The 21,383-nt window shown below is 43.7% G+C and carries 15 protein-coding genes and 1 riboswitch; of the genes, 11 read left to right on the plus strand and 4 right to left on the minus strand.

Going from position 1 to position 21,383, the window contains the following annotated elements:
- Positions 1–203 precede the first annotated feature (203 nt).
- From tsaB to DXD04_RS01715, 8 genes are all read left to right on the plus strand, one after another.
- Entirely contained in the window at positions 204–893 is a 690-nt protein-coding gene (gene tsaB / locus DXD04_RS01680; protein WP_022054629.1) for a tRNA (adenosine(37)-N6)-threonylcarbamoyltransferase complex dimerization subunit type 1 TsaB, read from the plus strand.
- Positions 894–956: 63 nt separating this feature from the next.
- A complete protein-coding gene (locus tag DXD04_RS01685) occupies positions 957–1,559 on the plus strand; it encodes a DUF4290 domain-containing protein (RefSeq protein ID WP_007564447.1) in 603 nt (200 codons plus the stop codon).
- Between the two features lie 15 nt (positions 1,560–1,574).
- Positions 1,575–2,882, plus strand: coding sequence for a UDP-N-acetylglucosamine 1-carboxyvinyltransferase (gene murA / locus DXD04_RS01690; protein WP_117670314.1), 1,308 nt, complete (start codon positions 1,575–1,577; stop codon positions 2,880–2,882).
- A gap of 2 nt (positions 2,883–2,884) precedes the next feature.
- Positions 2,885–3,397, plus strand: a complete 513-nt coding sequence (gene rimM, locus DXD04_RS01695; protein ID WP_117670316.1) for a ribosome maturation factor RimM — start codon at positions 2,885–2,887, stop codon at positions 3,395–3,397.
- 14 nt (positions 3,398–3,411) lie between these two features.
- Entirely contained in the window at positions 3,412–4,269 is an 858-nt protein-coding gene (locus tag DXD04_RS01700) for a M23 family metallopeptidase (protein ID WP_117670318.1), read from the plus strand.
- A gap of 4 nt (positions 4,270–4,273) precedes the next feature.
- Positions 4,274–5,431 (plus strand): 1-deoxy-D-xylulose-5-phosphate reductoisomerase, encoded by a 1,158-nt coding sequence (locus DXD04_RS01705; protein WP_117670492.1) that lies wholly within the window; start codon positions 4,274–4,276, stop codon positions 5,429–5,431.
- Between the two features lie 39 nt (positions 5,432–5,470).
- Positions 5,471–6,811 (plus strand): RIP metalloprotease RseP, encoded by a 1,341-nt coding sequence (gene rseP, locus DXD04_RS01710; RefSeq protein ID WP_117670320.1) that lies wholly within the window; start codon positions 5,471–5,473, stop codon positions 6,809–6,811.
- A gap of 111 nt (positions 6,812–6,922) precedes the next feature.
- A complete protein-coding gene (locus DXD04_RS01715) occupies positions 6,923–9,316 on the plus strand; it encodes a S9 family peptidase (RefSeq protein WP_117670494.1) in 2,394 nt (797 codons plus the stop codon).
- A gap of 686 nt (positions 9,317–10,002) precedes the next feature.
- On the opposite strand, the gene nrdG is transcribed toward DXD04_RS01715, so the two are convergent.
- The 3 genes from nrdG to DXD04_RS01730 all read right to left on the minus strand — a co-directional run bounded on the left by nrdG (position 10,003) and on the right by DXD04_RS01730 (position 14,774).
- The gene (gene nrdG, locus DXD04_RS01720) at positions 10,003–10,464 is read right to left on the minus strand and encodes an anaerobic ribonucleoside-triphosphate reductase activating protein (protein WP_117670322.1); all 462 of its coding nucleotides are present in this window, start codon (positions 10,462–10,464) and stop codon (positions 10,003–10,005) included.
- 17 nt (positions 10,465–10,481) lie between these two features.
- Positions 10,482–12,866 (minus strand): anaerobic ribonucleoside triphosphate reductase, encoded by a 2,385-nt coding sequence (locus tag DXD04_RS01725; RefSeq protein ID WP_117670324.1) that lies wholly within the window; start codon positions 12,864–12,866, stop codon positions 10,482–10,484.
- Between the two features lie 32 nt (positions 12,867–12,898).
- Positions 12,899–13,089, minus strand: a riboswitch (cobalamin riboswitch).
- A gap of 254 nt (positions 13,090–13,343) precedes the next feature.
- Positions 13,344–14,774 carry a CCA tRNA nucleotidyltransferase gene (locus DXD04_RS01730; RefSeq protein ID WP_117670496.1) on the minus strand — a complete coding sequence of 477 codons (1,431 nt, stop codon included), beginning with the start codon at positions 14,772–14,774 and terminating at the stop codon, positions 13,344–13,346.
- A gap of 328 nt (positions 14,775–15,102) precedes the next feature.
- On the opposite strand from DXD04_RS01730, the gene DXD04_RS01735 reads away from it, so the two are divergent.
- The gene (locus DXD04_RS01735) at positions 15,103–15,927 is read left to right on the plus strand and encodes a hypothetical protein (protein WP_022054639.1); all 825 of its coding nucleotides are present in this window, start codon (positions 15,103–15,105) and stop codon (positions 15,925–15,927) included.
- 152 nt (positions 15,928–16,079) lie between these two features.
- Here the strand turns inward: DXD04_RS01735 and DXD04_RS01740 are convergent, their stop codons facing one another.
- Positions 16,080–16,724 (minus strand): RNA polymerase sigma-70 factor, encoded by a 645-nt coding sequence (locus tag DXD04_RS01740; RefSeq protein WP_117670326.1) that lies wholly within the window; start codon positions 16,722–16,724, stop codon positions 16,080–16,082.
- Positions 16,725–16,917: 193 nt separating this feature from the next.
- On the opposite strand from DXD04_RS01740, the gene DXD04_RS01745 reads away from it, so the two are divergent.
- On the plus strand, positions 16,918–17,808 hold the full coding sequence (locus tag DXD04_RS01745; RefSeq protein ID WP_117670328.1) for a FecR family protein: 891 nt from the start codon (positions 16,918–16,920) through the stop codon (positions 17,806–17,808).
- A 202-nt stretch (positions 17,809–18,010) separates the two neighbouring features.
- Positions 18,011–21,367 carry a TonB-dependent receptor gene (locus DXD04_RS01750; RefSeq protein ID WP_259295963.1) on the plus strand — a complete coding sequence of 1,119 codons (3,357 nt, stop codon included), beginning with the start codon at positions 18,011–18,013 and terminating at the stop codon, positions 21,365–21,367.
- Positions 21,368–21,383 lie beyond the last annotated feature (16 nt).

Here is a 21,383-nt window from a genome sequence, read left to right on the forward strand (position 1 = left end):
TTCACACTGTGAAACAGAGAATTTGTCAGGAACTTAAAAAGAATTTTTTAGTGTCTTTTTTGTTTTCGTGGTTAGGTATATGAAAAATGCTTTGAAGTGAGAATCTTTCAGAACAGCTTCTTCACTTTCTGTCTCTTTTTTCATGAGATAGTGAGAAGAAAAGTGTATATTTGCAGACTATAATAATTGTATCGAGTTTAATTATGTCATGCATTTTACATATTGAAACATCTACGGAAGTTTGTTCTGTGGCTGTAAGCCAGGATGGAGCTTCCATTTTCTCAAAAGAAGATTTTAACGGCCCTTCGCATGCCACTGTATTGGGGGTATTTGTGGATGAAGCCTTGTCGTTCATTGATAACCATGCCATTCCGTTGGATGCGGTGGCAGTAAGCTGTGGTCCTGGTTCGTACACGGGGCTGCGTATTGGTGTGTCGATGGCGAAAGGTATCTGTTACGGGCGGAACATTCCGCTGATAGGATTGCCCACACTGGAGGTGATGTGTGTGCCGGTACTGCTTGCGCATGACCTGCCGGAAGATGCTTTGCTTTGTCCGATGATTGATGCCCGCCGTATGGAAGTATATGCGGCCGTGTATGACCGTGCTTTGAAGGTGCAGCGTGCCATTGGAGCAGATATTATTGACGAAAATTCGTATGCCGAATATTTGGAGAAACATCCGGTGTATTTCTTTGGTAACGGAGCAGCCAAGTGCAAGGAAAAACTTTCGCACCCCAACGCACACTTCATTGAGAATATTCATCCGGTAGCCAAATGGATGTTCCCGCTGGCCGAGAAAGCTATGGCAGTGGAAGATTTCAAGGATGTGGCCTATTTCGAGCCGTTCTATCTGAAGGAATTCGTGGCTTCCACTCCGAAGAAACTGCTGTAAGGGCGTATGGCCGGAGAGGGTGAGGCGTAAAAAGATTTGATTTGTAGAATAACAGAATTTTATATGGAATATAATACCCAGCAACGAAAATTGCCACTTCCGGAGTATGGACGAAGTGTGCAGAACATGGTAGACCATGCATTGACCATCGAAGACCGTGAAGAGCGTCAGCGGTGTGCCAATACGATTGTAAACATAATGGGAGGCATGTTCCCGCAATTGCGCGACATGGAGGATTTCCGTCATAAGCTGTGGGATCATCTGGCCATTATGTCCGACTTCAAACTGGATATTGACTATCCGGTGGAAATTGTGAAGAAGGAAAGTTTGGAAGTGAAACCGGACAGAATTCCCTATTCTCCGAACGTCATTCGTTTCCGTCATTACGGACGGTTCATTCAGGACTTGATTAAGATAGCAGTAGACTATCCGGAAGGTGATGAGAAAAAACAGCTGATAAAATATATCGCCAACCACATGAAGAAGGATTACATCAACTTCAACAAAGACGGGGTGGAAGACCAGAAAATCCTGGAGGATTTGTGCGAGCTGTCAGAAGGACGTATCAAGCTGACGACGGATGACTTGAAGCTGGTGGAACAGCGTTCGTTCGGTCCACGTCGCCGTCAGATGAACAATAACAATCAGCAGAAAAAGAAATATTAATCAAAATCGGATACTATGGCTTCATTTGTAATCGAAGGAGGACACAAACTGCATGGCGAGATTGTGCCTCAGGGTGCTAAAAACGAAGTATTACAGGTACTTTGTGCCACATTGCTGACAGATGAGGAAGTGACTATTGAAAACATTCCGAACATTCTGGATGTGAACAACCTGATACAGTTGCTCCGTGACATGGGGATGAAGGTCTCTAAGTCGGGAAGTGATACCTACACTTTTCAGGCAGATAATCTGAATCTGGCTTACCTGGAGAGTGATGACTTCTTGAACCGTTGCTCTAAATTGCGTGGTTCGGTGATGCTGGTAGGCCCTTTGGTAGCTCGCTTCGGAAAGGCAATGATTCCGAAACCGGGTGGTGATAAAATCGGACGCCGCCGTCTGGATACGCACTTCCTGGGTATTCAGAAATTGGGTGCCTCGTTTGAATATGATGCCGTGAATGGTCGTTTTTGTATCAATGCCGAGAAGCTGAAAGGCGCTTATATGTTGCTGGATGAGGCTTCTGTGACCGGTACGGCCAATATTGTGATGGCTGCTGTATTGGCCGAAGGGGTGACAACGATTTACAATGCAGCCTGTGAACCTTATTTGCAGCAGTTGTGCCGGATGCTGAATCGCATGGGAGCTAAGATTTCGGGTATCGCATCGAACTTGCTTACCATCGAAGGCGTATCCAGCTTGAAAGGTTGTTCGCATCGGGTGCTTCCAGATATGATTGAGGTCGGCAGTTTCATCGGAATGGCTGCCATGACGGGAAGTGAAATTACCATCAAGGATGTATCCTACCAGAATCTGGGAATCATTCCCGACAGTTTCCGTCGTTTGGGTATCCGCCTGGAACAGCGGGGTGACGATATATTTGTGCCTGCGCAGGAACATTATCAGATAGAGTCGTTTATTGACGGCTCCATTATGACCATTGCCGATGCACCGTGGCCGGGATTGACTCCTGACCTGCTGAGTGTGATGCTCGTTGTGGCTACTCAGGCCAAGGGCAGTGTGCTGATTCATCAGAAGATGTTTGAAAGCCGTCTGTTCTTTGTGGACAAATTGATTGACATGGGAGCACAGATTATCTTATGCGACCCGCACCGTGCGGTGGTAATCGGTCATGACCGCAATTTCTGTCTGCGGGGCGGCAACATGACTTCGCCGGATATTCGTGCCGGTATTGCCTTGCTGATTGCAGCACTGGGAGCAGAAGGAAACAGCCGCATCCATAACATTGAGCAGATTGACCGAGGATACCAGCATATCGAACAGCGATTGACTGCACTCGGTGCACGTATCACACGTATTGAATAAATATGATTAGAAAAGAAGAAGTATTTAAAATAGGAATCATCAACAAGCCCCACGGAGTGAAGGGTGAGGTGTCGTTTACGTTTACCGATGATATTTTCGACCGGGTGGACTGCGACTACCTGATTCTGTTGCTCGACGGGATTCTGGTTCCGTTCTTTATAGAGGAATATCGCTTCCGCTCCGACAATGCGGCGCTGGTGAAATTCGAAGGGATAGACACGGCCGAAAAGGCACGTGGTTTTACCAATGTGGAAGTGTATTTCCCGAAGAAGTATATGGAAGAACAGGATGAAATCACTTCCTGGAATTTCTTTGTCGGGTTCAAGGTGCACGATGTGCATCATGGCGACTTGGGTGAAGTGGTAGATGTGGATGATGCGACGATGAATGTGCTGTTTGTCATTGAGAAGGAGGGGGAAGAACTGCTGCTTCCTGCTCACGAAGAATTTATACTGGATATTGACAAGGTACAGAAAGTGTTGACGGTGGATATTCCCGAGGGATTGTTGGATTAAAAACCAGATTAGGTATGAAAAAGAAAGGTCGTAAAGCATTCTGGCGGAACATTAAGTTTAAGTATAAGCTGACCGTCATTAATGAGAATACACTGGAAGAGGTAATTGGCATTCATGTGTCGAAACTGAATGGTTTTTCGGTGTTGCTGGCTGCTTGTACGGTAATCTTTCTTTTGGCTGCCATCATTATTGTGTTTACTCCTTTACGGAACTACTTGCCGGGATATATGAACAGTGAGGTGCGTTCGCAGGTGGTGACCAATGCATTGAAAGCCGATTCGTTGGTTGAGGCATTGGAACGCCAGAACCGCTATATCATGAATATTCAGGATATTTTCAGCGGGAAGGTGAATGTGGATACGGTGCAGTCGATTGACTCGCTGACTACCATCCGTACGGAGGAATTGATGAACCGTTCCAAGGAGGAAGATGATTTTCGCCGGAAGTACGAAGAACGGGAACGGGCGGCAGCAATGGCGGGAACGGATGAGCATACATTGCCGGACTTGTTGTTTTTCCGTCCTACTCGTGGAATGGTGGTGAAGGACTTTGCGCCTTCGCGTCATCATTATGGAGTGGATATGGCAGCCTCTGTCGATGAGAGTGTACTGGCGGCTCTGGATGGTACGGTAATGCTGGTGGTGCAGACTGCCGACAGCGGGGTACTCATTCAGATTCAGCATGAACAGAATTTTATATCCGTATATAAACATTGTGGCCCTTCCCGGAAAAAAGAAGGTGACCAGGTGAAAGGGGGAGAAGTAATCGCATTGGCCGGAACATCGGACGAGGGCAAGCATGTGTCGCATGTGCATTTCGAACTGTGGCATGATGGCACCCCGATTGACCCGGCGAAATATGTTGTATTTTAAGCTTATGAAGAAACAGATTGCCATATTAGGTTCTACCGGATCAATCGGTACTCAGGCTCTTCAGGTAATAGAGGAGCATCCTGATTTGTATGAGGTATATGCCCTTACAGCGAACAATAAAGTGGATTTGCTGGCCGAACAGGCTCGTAAGTTCCAACCGGAAGTGGTGGTTATAGCCAACGAGGATAAGTATGGAATTTTGAAGGAAGCACTGGCTGATTTGCCGATTAAGGTGTATGCCGGAGCTGAAGCGTTGTGTCAGGTGGTAGAGGCACAGCCTATTGACATTGTACTGACCGCGATGGTGGGCTATGCCGGTCTGAAGCCGACCATCAATGCCATAAAAGCTCGAAAAACCATTGCACTGGCCAATAAGGAAACGTTAGTGGTGGCTGGTGAACTGATTACTGCGCTGGCCAGCCAGTATCAGACACCGATTTTACCGGTAGATTCTGAGCATTCGGCTATTTTCCAGTGTCTGGAAATGAACAACCCTGTGCATAAGGTGATTCTGACAGCATCGGGAGGTCCTTTCCGTACCTTTACCATGGAACAGCTTCAAACGGTGACTAAGGAGCAGGCATTGAAACATCCCAACTGGTCGATGGGAGCGAAGATTACCATCGATTCTGCTTCCATGATGAACAAGGGGTTTGAGGTGATGGAAGCTAAATGGCTGTTTGGAGTTACTCCGGAACAGATTGAAGTGGTGGTGCATCCGCAGTCGGTCATTCACTCTATGGTGGAGTTCGAAGACGGAGCAGTAAAGGCTCAGTTGGGCGTACCCGATATGCGTCTGCCTATTCAGTATGCTTTTTCTTATCCGAAACGGGAATCGCTTTCGGGCGAGCGGCTGGATTTTGCTAAGTACCACACCTTGACGTTCGAAAAGCCGGATACGACACGCTTCCGTAACTTGGCTCTGGCCTATGAAGCCCTGCATCAGGGAGGAAACATGCCTTGTATTGTCAATGCGGCGAATGAAGTCGTGGTGGCTGCGTTCTTGAAAGACCAGATTTCTTTCTTGGGAATGAGTGAGGTGATTGAAAAATCTATGGCGAAGGTTCCTTTTATAAAGACACCTACTTACGGAGATTATGTATCGACCGATGCGGAAACCCGTCGTATTGCGGCAGAACTGGTGATTAATGGAATGAAATAAACAATGTCTAATTATAAAAAAGTAAGAAGTTAAGTAGAAATGGAAACATTTTTGATTCGTGCCCTTCAGTTGATTCTCAGCTTGTCGCTGTTGGTCATCATTCACGAAGGAGGACATTTTTTCTTCGCTCGTCTGTTTAAGATTCGCGTAGAAAAGTTTTATATATTTTTCGACCCTTGGTTTTCGCTGTTCAAGTATAAACCCAAGAACAGTGATACGGAATATGGAGTAGGCTGGTTGCCCTTGGGAGGATACTGCAAAATCTCGGGAATGATTGATGAATCAATGGATACCGAGCAGATGAAACAGCCGGCTCAGCCGTGGGAGTTCCGTTCCAAACCGGCGTGGCAGCGTCTGCTGGTGATGGTAGGAGGCGTCTTGATGAATTTCCTGTTAGCGTTGTTCATCTATTCCATGATTCTCTTTACATGGGGCGACCGTTATACGGCCTTAAGCGACATGACGATGGGTATGAAGTTCAATGAACATGCGCAGGAAATCGGTTTCCGTGACGGCGATATTCTAAAGAGTGCCGATGGCAAGGAACTGACTCGCTTCAATATGGATATGATTCGTAGCATCGTAGAAGCTCGTGAGGTGACTGTCTTGCGTCAGGGAGAAGAGAAAAAGATTTTGCTGCCTGAGTTAAGCTTGTTGGATGTGGCAAAAGAAGACCCAATGTTTGTGGATGTGTTCTATCCGAATGTGGTCGATTCTGTACTTCCGGACGGTGGATTCGCGAAAGTGGGTATTCAGAAAGGAGACTCTTTGGTTGCATTTAATGGCAAAGAGATGACTTCATGGAATGAATTTCTGGACAACATGGCTGAGTTGAAGGCAAAGGCTGAGTTGGATAAGAAGACTTCGGCTGCCTTTACGCTGGTTTACTCACGTGCAGGAGTGCGTGATACCGTAGATGTGCAGACGGATGATAAATTCAAGGTTGCCGTAATAGGTGGACTGGTGGACTATAAGCAACGTACGTTGAGCTATGGCTTCTTTGAATCTTTCCCGGCAGGAGTAGCTTTGGGCGTCAATACGTTGAAAGGCTATGTGAATGACATGAAATATGTGTTTACCAAGGAAGGAGCCAAGAGTGTGGGCGGATTTGCGACTATTGGAAGTATCTTCCCGAAAGTCTGGGACTGGCAGCGTTTCTGGGAGATGACTGCATTCTTGTCTATCATTCTGGCCTTCATGAATATCTTGCCGATACCGGCACTCGACGGAGGACATGTGTTGTTCTTGCTTTATGAGATTATTGCTCGTCGCAAGCCAAGTGACAAGTTCCTGGAATATGCGCAGATGGTAGGTATGTTCCTGCTGTTCGGTTTGCTTATCTGGGCAAACTTTAATGATGTACTGAGGTTCTTGTTCTGATGAATTTATAGAAAGTATAGTATAAACAGACACAAGGAGATACGAAGCGGGATTGTCGGCTTTGTCTCCTTGTGTCTGTTTTGTTTAATCGATAAATAAAAAGAAAATATGATGAAAAAAATCCTATTGGCTGTAGTGCTGTGTGGTGGTCTCGGATTGACGTCTGTTTCTGCCCAGCAGGCGGAAGAACGTCTGCCAGGCTACTTGCAGGCCGAGAAATTTACCAAAAGTAAGCTGGACAAAATGTTGTTTTCTACCACCGTGGACCCACATTGGTTTCAACAGGGAAACAATTTCTGGTTTGAGTATAAAACCAGTGAAGGAAAGTTCTGGTATGTGGTGAATCCGTCAGCTAAGCGTAAAGAATTATTGTTCGACCGTGAACAGATAGCCTCACAGCTCACCGAAATTGTACAGGACCCTTTTGAAGCACGTCAGTTACCTATTGCAGAATTGAAGGCGGGAGAAGACGGACGTACCTTTACATTTAAAGTCGTTTCAAAGGCTGATTCCACGTTTTATTTCTCGTACGACTATCCGTCTCGTAAGCTGACACACCTGAAAGACAAAAAGATGGAACTGGATAAGCCGGATTGGGCTTCTGTATCGCCCGATGGCCAGCGTGTTATTTATGCCAAGGATTGCGATTTGTACTATATGAGCATCGCTGATTACCAGAAGGCTCGTAAGGATGAGAAAGATAGTACGATTGTGGAGGTCCGTCTGACAACGGATGGTACACCGGATTTTGGGTATGGTATTCCATACAGTACCTTGAACACAGATACGCTGTGCAATGGAAAACGTCGGGAAGTGTGGGGATACTGGTCGCCGGACTCCAAATATTTTGCTACGATTATTGCGGACCAGCGGAATGTGAAACCGTTGTGGGTGATAAACTCCATTGCAGAGCCACGTCCTACTCTGGAAACTTATAAATATGAGATGCCGGGAGAGACAGGTATGCCGGAATATCATCTGTATTTGTTCGATGTGCAGGCAGGTACACGGAAAGAAATCAAGACAGCGGCGTGGAAGAATCAGTCGATTGACTTGGAAGGTAAACCCTTTGAACAGAAACAGCGCGATATGGAACTGATTCCAAGAATCTGGCAAGGGGATAACAACCGTTTCTTCCTGACACGCAGCAGTCGTGACCTACATCGTATTGATGTATGTACTTATACATTGGGTGCTGATTCTATTGTACCTATAGTAAAGGAAAGAATGAACACCTACCAGGAAACACGTCCTATTCATGTGCTGAAGGGAGGAAAAGAGTTTATTCAGTGGAGCGAACGTGACGGATGGGCACACCTTTACTTATATGATGATAAAGGAAACTTGAAAAATCGTATCACAGAAGGTCCCTGGCATGTGGAACGTGTGGTAAAAGTAGATGAGGCTACACGGACAGTCTATTTTGTGGCCAATGGCCGGGAAGCAGGTGAAAATCCCTATTACGAGCATTTTTATAAAGTAAATGTGGATGGGAGCGGTCTGAAACAGCTTACGCATGGTGAATTCTTCCATGATGTAGAGCTGGATGACGATGCCCGTTTCTTTGTCGATAATTATTCACGTGCCAATACCGTTCCTTGTGCTGACCTGTTGGACAATAACGGGAAAAAGGTGATGACCATACAGGAAAGTGATTTTTCTTCTCTGAAAGCTGCCGGTTACAAATTCCCAGAACCTTTCAAGGTGAAAGCCGCCGATGGGGTGACTGATTTGTATGGAGTGATGTACAAACCTTTTGACTTTGATTCTACCAAGGTATATCCCATTATTGATTATGTGTATCCGGGACCTCAGGTAGAGGCAGTGGATTATCCGTTCCGACGCATGAGTGTCCGGACAGACCGTCTGGCACAAGCCGGATTTATCGTGATTACGGTGGGGCAGCGAGGTGGCCACCCCAGCCGTTCCAAATGGTACCATAATTACGGATATGGAAATATGCGGGACTATCCGTTGGCCGACCATAAGGCAGCAGTAGAGCAGCTTGCCGACCGTTATGCTTTTATTGATATTACGCGTGTGGGAATCCACGGACACTCGGGAGGTGGCTTTATGTCGACAGCAGCAATCTGCCAGTATCCTGATTTCTACAAGGCTGCAGTTTCTTGTGCCGGTAATCATGATAACCGTATCTACAACCGCTGGTGGAGTGAAACACACCATGGGGTAAAAGAAGAAGTTTCAGAAAAGGGAGACACTACTTTTGCCTATAAGATTGCCACCAATCCAGAGATTGTAAAGCAGTTGAAAGGACATTTGATGTTGGTACATGGAGATATAGACAACAACGTGCATCCGGGAAATACCATTCGCGTGGTTAATGCACTGATTCGCGCCAACAAGCGTTTTGATATGCTGACATTGCCAGGACAGCGTCATGGTTTCGGCGATATGGATGAATATTTCTATTGGAGAATGGTTGATTTCTTCTCAGAACATTTGAAAGGGAAGAAAGAATCATCAGTAGATATTCCTCAGCGATAAGATAACCTTACATATTGATAGCGGCGGGATGGTGTAGGCTGTTCCGCCGTAATTGTATCTGGTCAGTTACAAATGATTAGAGGTTACGTACGGATACAAAAAAAGCGAGAGTTTGCTGAACCTCCGCTGCCTTCCTAAAGAACCCCCATTTAAGGGTTCTTTTCATCTACATACTTTTTGTGTTTCCTGTTATCCTTACTTTTTCTTTCTTTTTACCTGAAGATATTCCCAATACCTTCTCAAACCTAATTCCTGAAAACTTTTACCTTTAAAATCTAATACCTAAACTTAAATCTAATCTAAATACCTTAATCCTAATACCTTAAATAGTCTAGCTAATACCTTAAATAAATATTACTTTTTTACCTTATGTATTCTAATACCTAAATGTTTTTCTCTTTTTACCTATTGGTTTCACAACCACATTGCAAAGGTAATTCTTTTTTGATTGATAGCAAGAACTTGCAAGATGTTTTTTTAATAAATAGTTGTTTTCATGATATAAATCAAGAAAAGGGCTATTTTTAGTCTTTGTGCACGGAAACGGTGACCGTGTACGACAACGTTTTTCTCCGTGTGCGATAACAATATAACGAAACGGGAAACGGGTATAAAATATATCCCTCGATTTTAGTTACGAATTTATTAACTAAAATCGGGGGATATGCTAACGAACCAATGTTTTGCTATTTCAGTTTAAGGATTCGCTGGTTACTGCTCCCGCAAAAGTCCAGAAAAGGAGAGTAGAGCGATTCGATAAAAGGGCCGTCCACGAGTATGTCGATGTAGGGGAGTAGTTTCTGGCGGATAGGGTCCTCTTTCAGTTGTTCGTACGTATATCCAGTGTAACACCAGATATTCATGCCTGTTCGCTGGCTGACTTCTTTCAGGACAGGCAGAAACTCTTCCGGATTGTAAAAAGGGTCACCGCCTGAAAAGGTCACTCCGTCCAGCAGAGGATTGGCATTGATTTCCTGAATGATTTGCTCCAGCACCTCCTGCGTGAGAGGTTTGCCAGCTTTCGGGTTCCATGATTCCGGATTGTGACATCCCTTGCAACGATGGGAACATCCAGCCAGATAGATGGAATACCGGATGCCCTCACCGTCGACAATCGTTTCAGGATATGTATATAAATAATGTAACATGTACGTTTCCTTTCGGCTTATGCATGCTTTACACGGTCGTGCTCTTCCGCTCTCTTGGCAGAGTTCCAGCTGCTAAGGTCGCCTGTCAGGTAACCGGTGATACGGCGCATGCGCAGGATATTCTCACTGTTGCACACCGGACAACGGCTATAGATGACTCCCTTGTAGCCACAATCGTGACAAGTATCTACCGGGTGGTTGATAGAACCGTATCCAATCTGTTCGTCGTGCATCACCTTTACAATCTTCGCAATGGCCTTTACGTTTTTCTGCGCCTCGCCATCCAGCTCTACGTAGGTGATGTGTCCGCCACGTGTCAGCGCATGGAAAGGAGCCTCCCGCTTGATTTTCTCAACAATAGTAATCGGTTCTTTTACGTCCACATGGAAGGAGTTGACATAATAATCACGGTCGTTTACCCCTTCAATGATTCCATATTTCCGTTTGTCCATACGGGTAAATCTACCTGACAATCCTTCGGCGGGAGTTGCCAGTACCGAATAATTCAAGCCGTATTTCCTTTTATAGTCTTCGGCCACCTTGTTCATCTCTTCAATAGCTTCGTAAAGTGTGTTCCACGCCTGCTGGTTGTGTCCATGTCCTTGGCCGTATAATGCCATCATGGCATTGTGTCCTCCGATAAAACCGATACCTAAAGTACCTTGTTTCAACACATCTCCTACTTCTTCGTTGGGATGAAGGGTACCTCCACCTTTCCATACATTATTGCCCATCATGAACGGGAACTGACGTGCAAGAGCGGTACGCTGGTACTGGTAACGGATATACAACTGTTCTGCGATGAATTCAGCCATGGAGTGTACTGACTGGAGGAAAAATTCCTTTGCTTTCTGAAGCTTGCCTTCCGGAGTCTCGTTAGTCAGACTTTCTGCTTTCCGGTGCGCTTCGATGGCCAGACGAGGCAGGTTCATGGTCGTGAATGAAAGGTTACCTCTTCCCAATGAAGTCTTTTCTCCATTCAGGTTCTCGAATACGCGTGTGCGGCATCCCATGGTCGCCAGTTCGTAACGGTAACGTTTCGGGTCATCGGCACTCCATTTCTCGTGTTTGTTGAACGGAGTATCCAGGAACATAAAGTTGGGGAACAACGCTTTGGCCGTCGTACGACATGCTTGCAGGAAGAGGTCGAAATTCGGGCATTCAAACTTCACTTCTCCTGAGAGAGCTGCTTCAAAATCTTTCATAGCCAGTTGATAATCGGCTTCAGAATAGCTCACTCCGTCTTTTACCTTAAAAATCTGGATAGGGAAGACCGGAACTTCTCCATGATTTCCCAAGCCTTCGATGGTAGCCTTCAATAATTCCTGAATCACCATTCTTCCTTCTGCCGAGGTATCCGTACCGTAATTGATGGAGCTGAATACCACCTGATTACCCCCTCTGGAATGCATGGTGTTCAAGTTGTGGATGAAGCCCTCCATGGCCTGATGTGTATCTTTGCGGGTTTGTGCCAGCGTTTTGCGGAGCACATACTTCAATTCGTCTGCTGTCAGGTTGATACCTGCCGCTTGCAAAGAATCCAGGTAAGCCTTTTCTGTTTCTTCGTTAGGAGCGATGCTGTGGAAATGGGCACGTATCCCTTTCAGGATTTCTTTCTCGTCCGTTGTGTGTCCCTTGATGTCGAGCAGCAAACCTAAATGAGTAGCCATGATTTTCTGGAAACTTTTCAGCACTCCCTTGGCCATGAAAAAGTCGAAGGCCGGAATTGCCTGTCCTCCGTGCTGTTCATTCTGGTTCGTCTGGAAAATGATGGTAGCCAGTGTTGCGTAACTCTGGATGGACTGCGGCGTACGGATGCTTCCGTTCTTGGTGTGAAATCCGCGTTCGAACAAATCATCTAAGTCATACTGTATGCAGGTAGTCGTCTTTGTGGGATAATAATCCAGGTCGTGGATGTGTATGTCACCCATCTGATGTGCTTCTGCATATTTTTTCGGAAGAAGATATTTGTAAGTATAGTCCTTGGTGATTTCTGAAGCAAAAGTCATCATCTGTCCGGCCGGTGTATGGCTTGACATGTTGGCATTGCTCAGGTTTACATCATTCTTGTCGATGGCCACAATGCCATCCATGATATGCTTGATGTGCGTCTTCCGGTCTCTTTCCGTATTTCTCCACTGACGGTAGATAATGTATTTCTTGGCCACTTCCGGCTGCACCTTCATTAATTCGTTTTCCACGAGGTCCTGAATTTCTTCCACACCGATGGTTGGCTGTGAGAAGTGTGACACCACCTGCCGGGTAATCAGGTCCAGTTCCTCTCTCTGCTGAGGAATACCGGTTGCTTCGAAAGCCTTTCCGATGGCGTTGGTGATTTTAGCGGCTGAAAAGTTTTCCTGCTTTCCGTCGCGTTTGATGATGCGGATTTCTGTCAAATTCATTTCTTTCAGTTAAATGAGGTAAAACATAAATTATACTTGTGCTTTTCCGGGCAGGTCTTCTGACTGATCTTTCCCCACAGACGCCTTCCCATGAGTTCGATTCACAGTGGCTTGCAATGCATGTCCAGGTTTACGCAAGAATCACAGCAGCAGGTACTGTTGCCGATTTCCACGGCATTCCCTTTTGAAACGGTTAGGTTACCTTTTGAAAAGCAGGACAAAGATAGAGATTTGGGAGAAAAATAAAAAATGAGATTTTCCGGATGTTTCTAAATTCAGGAAACTTTTAATGATAAAATATGCGCTGTAGTATGCTGTAGGGCAGTAAAGTGGAAAACTCTAATTTATAATTCCTGCCTGATATTGAAAATCTTGAAATATTTTTATAGCTTATCTGCTCGCCAAAAGTATGAAGAAAAAATTCTCCGGAATTTCCATCAGAATAGGCTGACAGAAGTTCCGGAAGATGAGGTTAGGTTATTTCTTTTCAGGCAGATTTACAGGCTTCAAGCCCATCTGTTCCGCCTTTTTCAGCATATATTCAAAGGCGGCATCGTGCTCGTTCGGGATGGCACCATCCAGAATGGCATCCTTGATAGAGCTTTTCAGACTTCCGATTTCACGGCAAGGCTGCAAATTGAATACCTGCATGATTTCGGCTCCGTCTACGGGCGGTTGGAAGTTCCGGATACGGTCTTTTTCTTCCAAATCTTTCAACTTCTGTCGCACCAGCTTGAAATTATCCAGGAAGCGTTGCTTGCGGGCTTCGTTTTTGGAAGTAATGTCTGCTTCGCAAAGCATCATCAGGTCGTCGATATCATCACCGGCTTCGAAGAGCAGGCGGCGTACGGCCGAGTCGGTCACTTCTTCATCGGCAATTACAATCGGACGCATGTGCAGACCGACGAGTTTCTGTACGTACTTCATTTTCTCGTTCATCGGAAGTTTCATCTTGCGGAAGATTTCCGGAATCATTTTCTCACCGATGAAATTGTGGTTATGGAAAGTCCATCCCGCCTTAGGTTCCCAGCGTTTGGTTCTCGGTTTGCCAATATCGTGCAGCAGGGTAGCCCAGCGCAGCCACAAGTCATTACTTACGCGTGAAATATTATCCACCACTTCAAGCGTGTGGTAGAAATTGTCTTTGTGACCGCGTCCGTTGCGCACTTCCACTCCCTGCAGTGCCACCAGTTCCGGGAAAATCAGTTCCAGCAGTCCGCAGCGGTCCAGATCAATAAAGCCCTTTGAAGGCACAGGTGACAGCAAAATCTTGTTCAGTTCGTCGGCGATACGTTCGCGCGAAATAATCTTGATGCGTTCCTTGTTGCGCTCCAGTGCTTCGAACGTTTCATCGTCTATATAGAAATTCAATTGCGTGGCAAACCGTATGCAGCGCATCATGCGCAGCGGGTCGTCGCTGAACGTGATGTCCGGATCAAGCGGAGTACGGATGGTACGTTCCTTCAGGTCATCCAGACCGTCGAAAGGGTCTACCAGTTCTCCGAAGCGTGCCTTGTTCAGGCAGACTGCCATGGCATTGATGGTGAAGTCTCTGCGGTTCTGGTCGTCTTCCAGCGTGCCGTCTTCCACTATCGGCTTGCGGCTGTCGTGGCTATACGACTCCTTGCGTGCACCCACAAACTCCACTTCCGTATCCTTGAACTTGACTTGTGCCGTACCGAAGTTCTTGAAAACAGATACATGCGCACCTCGTCCCAGCTTTTTGCCGAAAGCCTGAGCCATTTCAATTCCGCTTCCTACCACCACTACATCTATGTCCTTGGAAGGTCTGTTCAGGAAAATATCTCTTACATATCCACCTACAACATAGCATTCCAGTCCCAGCTCATCGGCCGTTTCTGATATCAGACTAAAAATTCTGCCAGCGAAGTGTTCTTTCAGTTCCATTGTATGCATTTTTTCAATTTGCCGCAAAGTTACAAAAAAAATCCCTTTGTCCATTTTTTGCCGCTTGCTTGAAATCTTGCATTCGTTTTTCTGGTTGTGGAAAGACATTGAGGAAACATCAGGCTGTTAAGAAACAAACCTTTCTGCATGTTTTACGTTTCGCTTGTGCGAACCCTATGTTTCTCAAGGCCGAAACGTAGGTTTCCCTTCCGCAAAACGTAGGTTTCCGGTGAGGGAAACATAGAAAATGCGTGGAAAAAAGCAGGAATGTGCGGAGGAGTTCCGAAAATAGTTGTATTTTTGCCTGCATAGAATGATAGATAAACGTATGAAAAAGATAGGATTATTGCTCGTTCCGATGGCACTGGCACTTTCTGCTTGCCAGAACGGTGAGAAGCAGGCTGGCCAGTTGTTTCAGCGTGCGGAAGCTGCGTATGCGGCAGGTGAGTACAGCCTGGCTAAATTGCAGATAGATAGTATTCGTACCCTGTATCCCAAGGCATTTGAAGTGCGCAAGGCGGGTATCAAACTGATGCAGCAGATTGACCTGGCAGAACAGACCAAGACTTTGGCTTATCTGGACAGCATGATGACGGTGAAGCAGGCTGCGCTTGACTCCATCAAGGGAAAGTTTGTCCTGGAGAAGGACACGGCCTATCAGGAAGTAGGAAATTATTTCTATCCCACTCAGGTGGTCGAAAAAAACATCGGCCGTTCGTTCTTGCGTGCACAGGTGAGCGAATTAGGCGAGATGTCGCTGACCTCTATTTATTGTGCGGGAGGGAGTATTCATCATACGGCTGTAAAGGTTTCTGTGGATGATACTTTTGCGGAAACTCCTACGTCAATAGATAGTTATGAAACTACAGATTTAGGACGTCCGGTAGAAAAAGCCGACTATAAACTGGGTAATGATGGAGGGGTGATTGCATTTCTGGTAGCCAATCGTGATAAGAAAAACATCCGTCTGGAATTTATCGGCGACCGGAATTATAAGACAGTGATGCATCCGAATGACGTGAAGGCAGTCGCAGAACTGAGTGAGCTGGCACGTGTGTTGTCTGCCATCGAAGAAATCAAGAAAGAGCAGAAAGAGGCCAACTTGAAAATCAAGTTTGTGAAACGGAAGATGGAAGAGAATACGGAAGAATAATAGAATGCAGAATTAATTGTAAATATTGTCTGATAAGACGGAAAAAGTGAAAGCCGGAAGGATACTTCGTGTATCTGTCCGGCTTTTTGCTTTTTTGCGGATATGGTTGATAATTAAGTATTCAATAATTAGGGTAATACTAAGCTTGTCAATCAAGCCTCATTCAGCAAATTCTTTAAACGGCATTCAGGAATAGTACTCCAGAACCTTAGAGAGATGTCTTCCAATGATTGAAAGGAAAAATTAGAATGCGAGAATACAGAATATGCGAGCCAGAAGAACAAGATATGTTTTTTTAGGAATTTTGTTGCCAGATACAGGTTTCTGGCAACTCCTTTTTCGGAGATATGCATTTCTTCTGCAATCTCTTTTACCTTTAATCCTCTTTTTTTACTTAAAATGAATGCGGTTCGTTGCCGTTCAGGAAGCATGTGAACAAGTTTGTCTATGTACTTTTTTAAATCTTCAGCTTCTATTCCTTGTTCAATTTCATTTGAGGCTTCTGTTGCCAGCTGTAATGTCTCAGCTAGTTTTTCTTCATTGATAGATTTGCGGATATGGTTGAATATCAAATTTCTTGTGATAATGAAAAGTAACCCGTCTAAATCTTTTTCTTCGTCCAGCAGTTCGCGCTTTTCCCAAAGTTTAATAAATACTTGCTGTGTAATTTCTTCCTTCTCGTAGTTATCCATGAGATACAGGCCTGTAAAACGATATACGATGTTCCAATATCGGTCAAAAATTGCTTTAAAGGCCTTGGAATTCCCTTGTTTAATTTGACGGATAGTATTAATCATACTGCGAGGTCGAAAAAAATTATTAGCGTTCTTTAAATATTCTATGTGTGCAAATGTAGATAAATAATCTTATTATTGAAAATCTTTTGAATAAAATGAATACGAATGTAAAAAATAACAATAAAGTGATATAGCTTTGTAGTCAATTCTTTTTATGGCGTGTATTTATAGTAAATAAAATAAGTTTAGGTGCATGAACCAGAAAAAACATAAAACAGAAGATTTGGGAAATTGGAAACCTTTTGTGGAACAGTTACACAAGGAATGGGAAAAAGTAAAAAGTGAACAGGTGGATGAGAATCTGGAACTTAAAGAAAAGACTTGGAAAAGGGTAGATAGAAAAATATTCTCTCCTCGTCGTTATATTTTGCGGGCAGGATGGGCGGTTGCTGCAGCATTAGTAGGGGTTATGCTTTATTGGGGATATAAGATACCTGAAAAACATGAAATAAAGAGTGTGGCTTATATAGAGCATTCTTATGTAGAAGGCCGTATGTATATATTGCCAGATAGTTCAACTGTTTGGTTGGAACCAGAGAGTAAGATACGAATTTCTTCAGACTTCCTGAGTAAACGTGAAGTTTGGCTGACAGGAAGTTCTGTCTTCGAAGTAAAAAAGAAAGCCAATACAGATTTCAAGGTCTATATCAATACAGCTTGTATAGAGGTTAAAGGTACAGTCTTTTCTGTAAATCAACCTACGTTAGATACTTCAATTATAGCCTTATATGAGGGAGCCATTGATTTTGTTGGTAAAAACCAGTCATTAATTAGTATGGCACCTTCTCAACGTTTAGTATATGATGTACATACCGGTTCTACTTTGGTCGAGAATTTTCCAGAAAACATACAATGGGTAGATGGAAATTATCGTTTTACGGATATCCGACTTGATAATTTGATGGATTTTATCAGAAAAAAATATCGGGTAGAGGTAGAATTGGATAAAGCTGTAAATCATGGCTTATTGCTGACTGGTACTATACGAAATGATGAAAGCATGGAAGCTGTGATAGAAAAAATATGTTTTTCTTCACAACTGACTTATAAGAAAAATGGTTCCCATTATTTGTTGATGAAATAGAATTTATTGCTGATATATAATAGATGTATATTCCCCGTGAAACTTTGTGTTTGTAAGTCTCACGGGGATTTTTTATTTCTACAGATAAAAATATTTTTAGAAAAAATCTTATTACCCATGTAGTCTTTTTTTCATGATAAGTGTATTTATTACAAAACCTAATTCTTGAATGATGGTTAACTATAAATTAAACACATGAAAAATGAAAAAGAGAAGTTTGTTTTGTAGGAGTTTGATTCTTTCGCTCTTGTTGTATCCTTCGTCGGATGCTTGGTCTGCACCTTTTACCGGGCAGATTCCTTTACGGGGAAATTCAATGTCTTTGTTGGAAGTGGTAAGAGAAATAGAAGAAACCACTGATTATTCTTTCTTTTATAAATCCAGTGATTTGGAAGGAAGTGCTAAGAAAAACTATAATCTCAACGGGGATATTGAGGAAGTGCTTTCAGAAGTATTTGAAGGTAGTGGAATTGTATATAAAGTAAATGGAAAAGAAATTATTTTAAGTAAGGCCTCTGCTAAATCGGTGAAACAGCAGCGTACTATTTCTGGTGTAGTAACTGATGCTACCGATGGTTCGACAGTGATAGGTGCCAATGTAGTTGTAAAAGGCACTACTAATGGTGTTATTACTGACTTGGATGGTAACTTCTCACTTACTTTTTCTGGGAAAAGTTGCACCCTGGAGGTTAGTTATGTAGGTTATAAAAAACAGGAAGTTTATATTACTGATCAGGGACTTGTAAATGTGAAGCTTGTACCGGATAATGAAATGCTGGCTGAGGTAGTGGTTGTAGGACAGGGAACACAGAAGAAAGTTTCTGTAACTGGATCTATTGCTACTGTAAAAGGTTCTACTCTAAAGGTTCCTTCTTCTTCGCTGACTAGTTCTTTGGCTGGTAAGTTAGCTGGTATTATGTCTATGACAAGCAGTGGAGAACCTGGATCTTCTTCTGAATTTTATATCCGTGGTATCAATACATTCGGAGGACGTTCTACCCCATTGATTCTGTTGGATGGAGTGGAAATTTCATCCTCTGACTTGAACCGTATTCCGGCAGAATCTATCGAAAGTTTTTCTTTGTTGAAAGATGCTTCGGCAACGGCTATTTACGGTAACCGAGGTGCGAATGGTGTGATGCTGGTTACTACAAAAAGTGGTACGGAAAACTCAAAAGCGAAGATAAATGTTTCTTTGGAGGCATCTTACTTCCGTCCGATGAATGTAGTGGAATTTGCAGACGGACCGACCTTTATGCGTACTTACAATGAAGCGGCTCAGGCTAGAAGTCTGACTCCTATCACGAATCCGAAATATACGGAAGAACAGATTCTGAATACTGAAAAAGGATTGAATCCGTATGTATACCCGAATGTGGATTGGTATGATTTGATTTTTAAGGAAGGAAACTACAATCAGCGTGCCAATATTAATCTTCAAGGTGGTGGTTCTCGTGTGACATATTATATGAGTTTGCAAGCCAATCATGATACTGGTTTGCTGGATGCACCGAAGAATTATTATTATGATACCAACATCAATAACTGGGAGTATAACTTCCAGAATAATATATCTTATAAGGTAACCAATACGACTACGATTGACCTTCGTATGATGGCACAGATTGGAAATCGTCAGGGGCCTAACTACAGTGTGTCGGATATGTACCAGACTGTAATGAGAGCGAATCCAGTGGCTTTTCCTGCTTATTTCCCCAGTCAGGAAGGGGATGATGGTTTTATTCGCTTCGGTAATGCAGAAATAAAACCAAATGTACTCGGAAAGAACCCTTATGCAGAAATGTTAGGTTCATTTAAAGAAACGAACTACAATACACTGAATACTTCTATCAGTTTAAATCAGAAACTGGACTTTATCACGGAAGGATTGAGTTTAAAAGCTTTGGTGAACTTCAAGAACTGGTCAGAGTCTTCTTATAATCGTTCTATCAAACCTTATTATTATAAGGTAAAAGACGGTAGTTATTTACCGGATACCGATGAGTACGAACTTCAATTGTTACAAACAGGTGATCAATATCTTAGTCAGTCGGGAATTAGCCGTAATTCTGATCAGACCTTCTATTTTGACGCACGTTTGGACTGGAAGCGTAGTTTTGGCGACCATAACTTGTCAGCCATGTTGATGTACATGATGCGTGAATACAGAAATGATGTGTTACCTAATAGAAACCAGGGGTATTCAGGACGCTTGACGTACGATTTTGCTAATAAGTACTTGCTGGAATTTAACTTTGGTTACAATGGCTCTGAACGTTTGGCAAAAGGAGAGCGTTTCGAATTCTTCCCGGCTGCTTCTTTGGGGTGGGTAGTCAGTTCAGAAAAGTTCTGGGAACCAATTAGTAACTATGTTAGCCATTTGAAGGTGAGAACTTCTTATGGTTTGGTAGGTAGTGATGAGTTTAACGGAGGGGCTCCTCATTTCTTGTATCAAAATAATATCAGTATAGGAAGTGCTCATGATTTCTGGACTGGTTTGCCTACTAGTGAGATAAACAGAAAAGGTCCTGCCTTTTATGTATTGGCTGTGCAGAATGCTGGATGGGAACATGTCAAGAAGTTTGATATTGGTTTTGATATGTCACTGTTTAACCAGTTGAATATCACCTTTGATTATTTCCACGATAAGCGAGACAGAATCTTGATGGCGCGTGCTTCCTGGCCTTATATGTTGGGTTACTGGGGATCATTGCCTTGGAGTAATATTGGAGAAGTAGTGAATCAGGGATATGAATTGAGTGTGAACTGGTCTAAACAGTTTGGAAAGGACTGGTCTATTGATTTGCGTGGAAACTTTACCTATAACCAGAACGAATATAAATATGTAGACGAACCTAACTATCCATATACTTGGCAGACTAAAACAGGCAAGCCGCTGAATACACTTACCGGGTATGTCGCAGAAGGATTATTCACTAGCCAGGAGGAAATTGATCAATGGGCAGACCAGTCTCAGCTGGGCTCTAACATTATGCCGGGAGATATCAAGTATCGGGATATAAACGGAGATGGACAGATTACGACAGAAGACCAGGTGATGCTTTCTCCTTACAATGGAGTGCCTCGCATCCAATACGGTTTCGGTTTGAATATATCATATAAGAAATTTGATTTTGGAGTATTCTTTAACGGTTCTGCCAAACGTAAAATTATGATTAATAGTGGATACACTCCATTCCTTGCCGGTGGTGGTGATGGTATCACAGTGGAAACGCTGGAAAGAAACTTGATGCAGTGGATTGCAGACGATCACTGGTCAGTAGATAATCCGAATCCTAATGCAGAATATCCTCGTTTAGGTATTACTGAAGCAGATGTTTCTAATAATACTCAGCCTAGTTCGTATTGGTTAAGAAATGGAAATTTCTTGCGCTTTAAGACACTGGAAATTGGTTATCGTTTCCCTTATTGCCGTGTATACCTGAGTGGAGACAACCTGGCTGTGTTCAGTCCGTTTAAATTGTGGGATCCAGAATTAAGTTGGAATGCTTATCCTTTGCAACGTACTTTTAACTTGGGAGTTCAACTTACATTTTAATGAATAATACATGAAA

It is taken from the genome of Phocaeicola plebeius (assembly GCF_003437535.1).
GTDB lineage: Bacteria > Bacteroidota > Bacteroidia > Bacteroidales > Bacteroidaceae > Phocaeicola > Phocaeicola plebeius_A.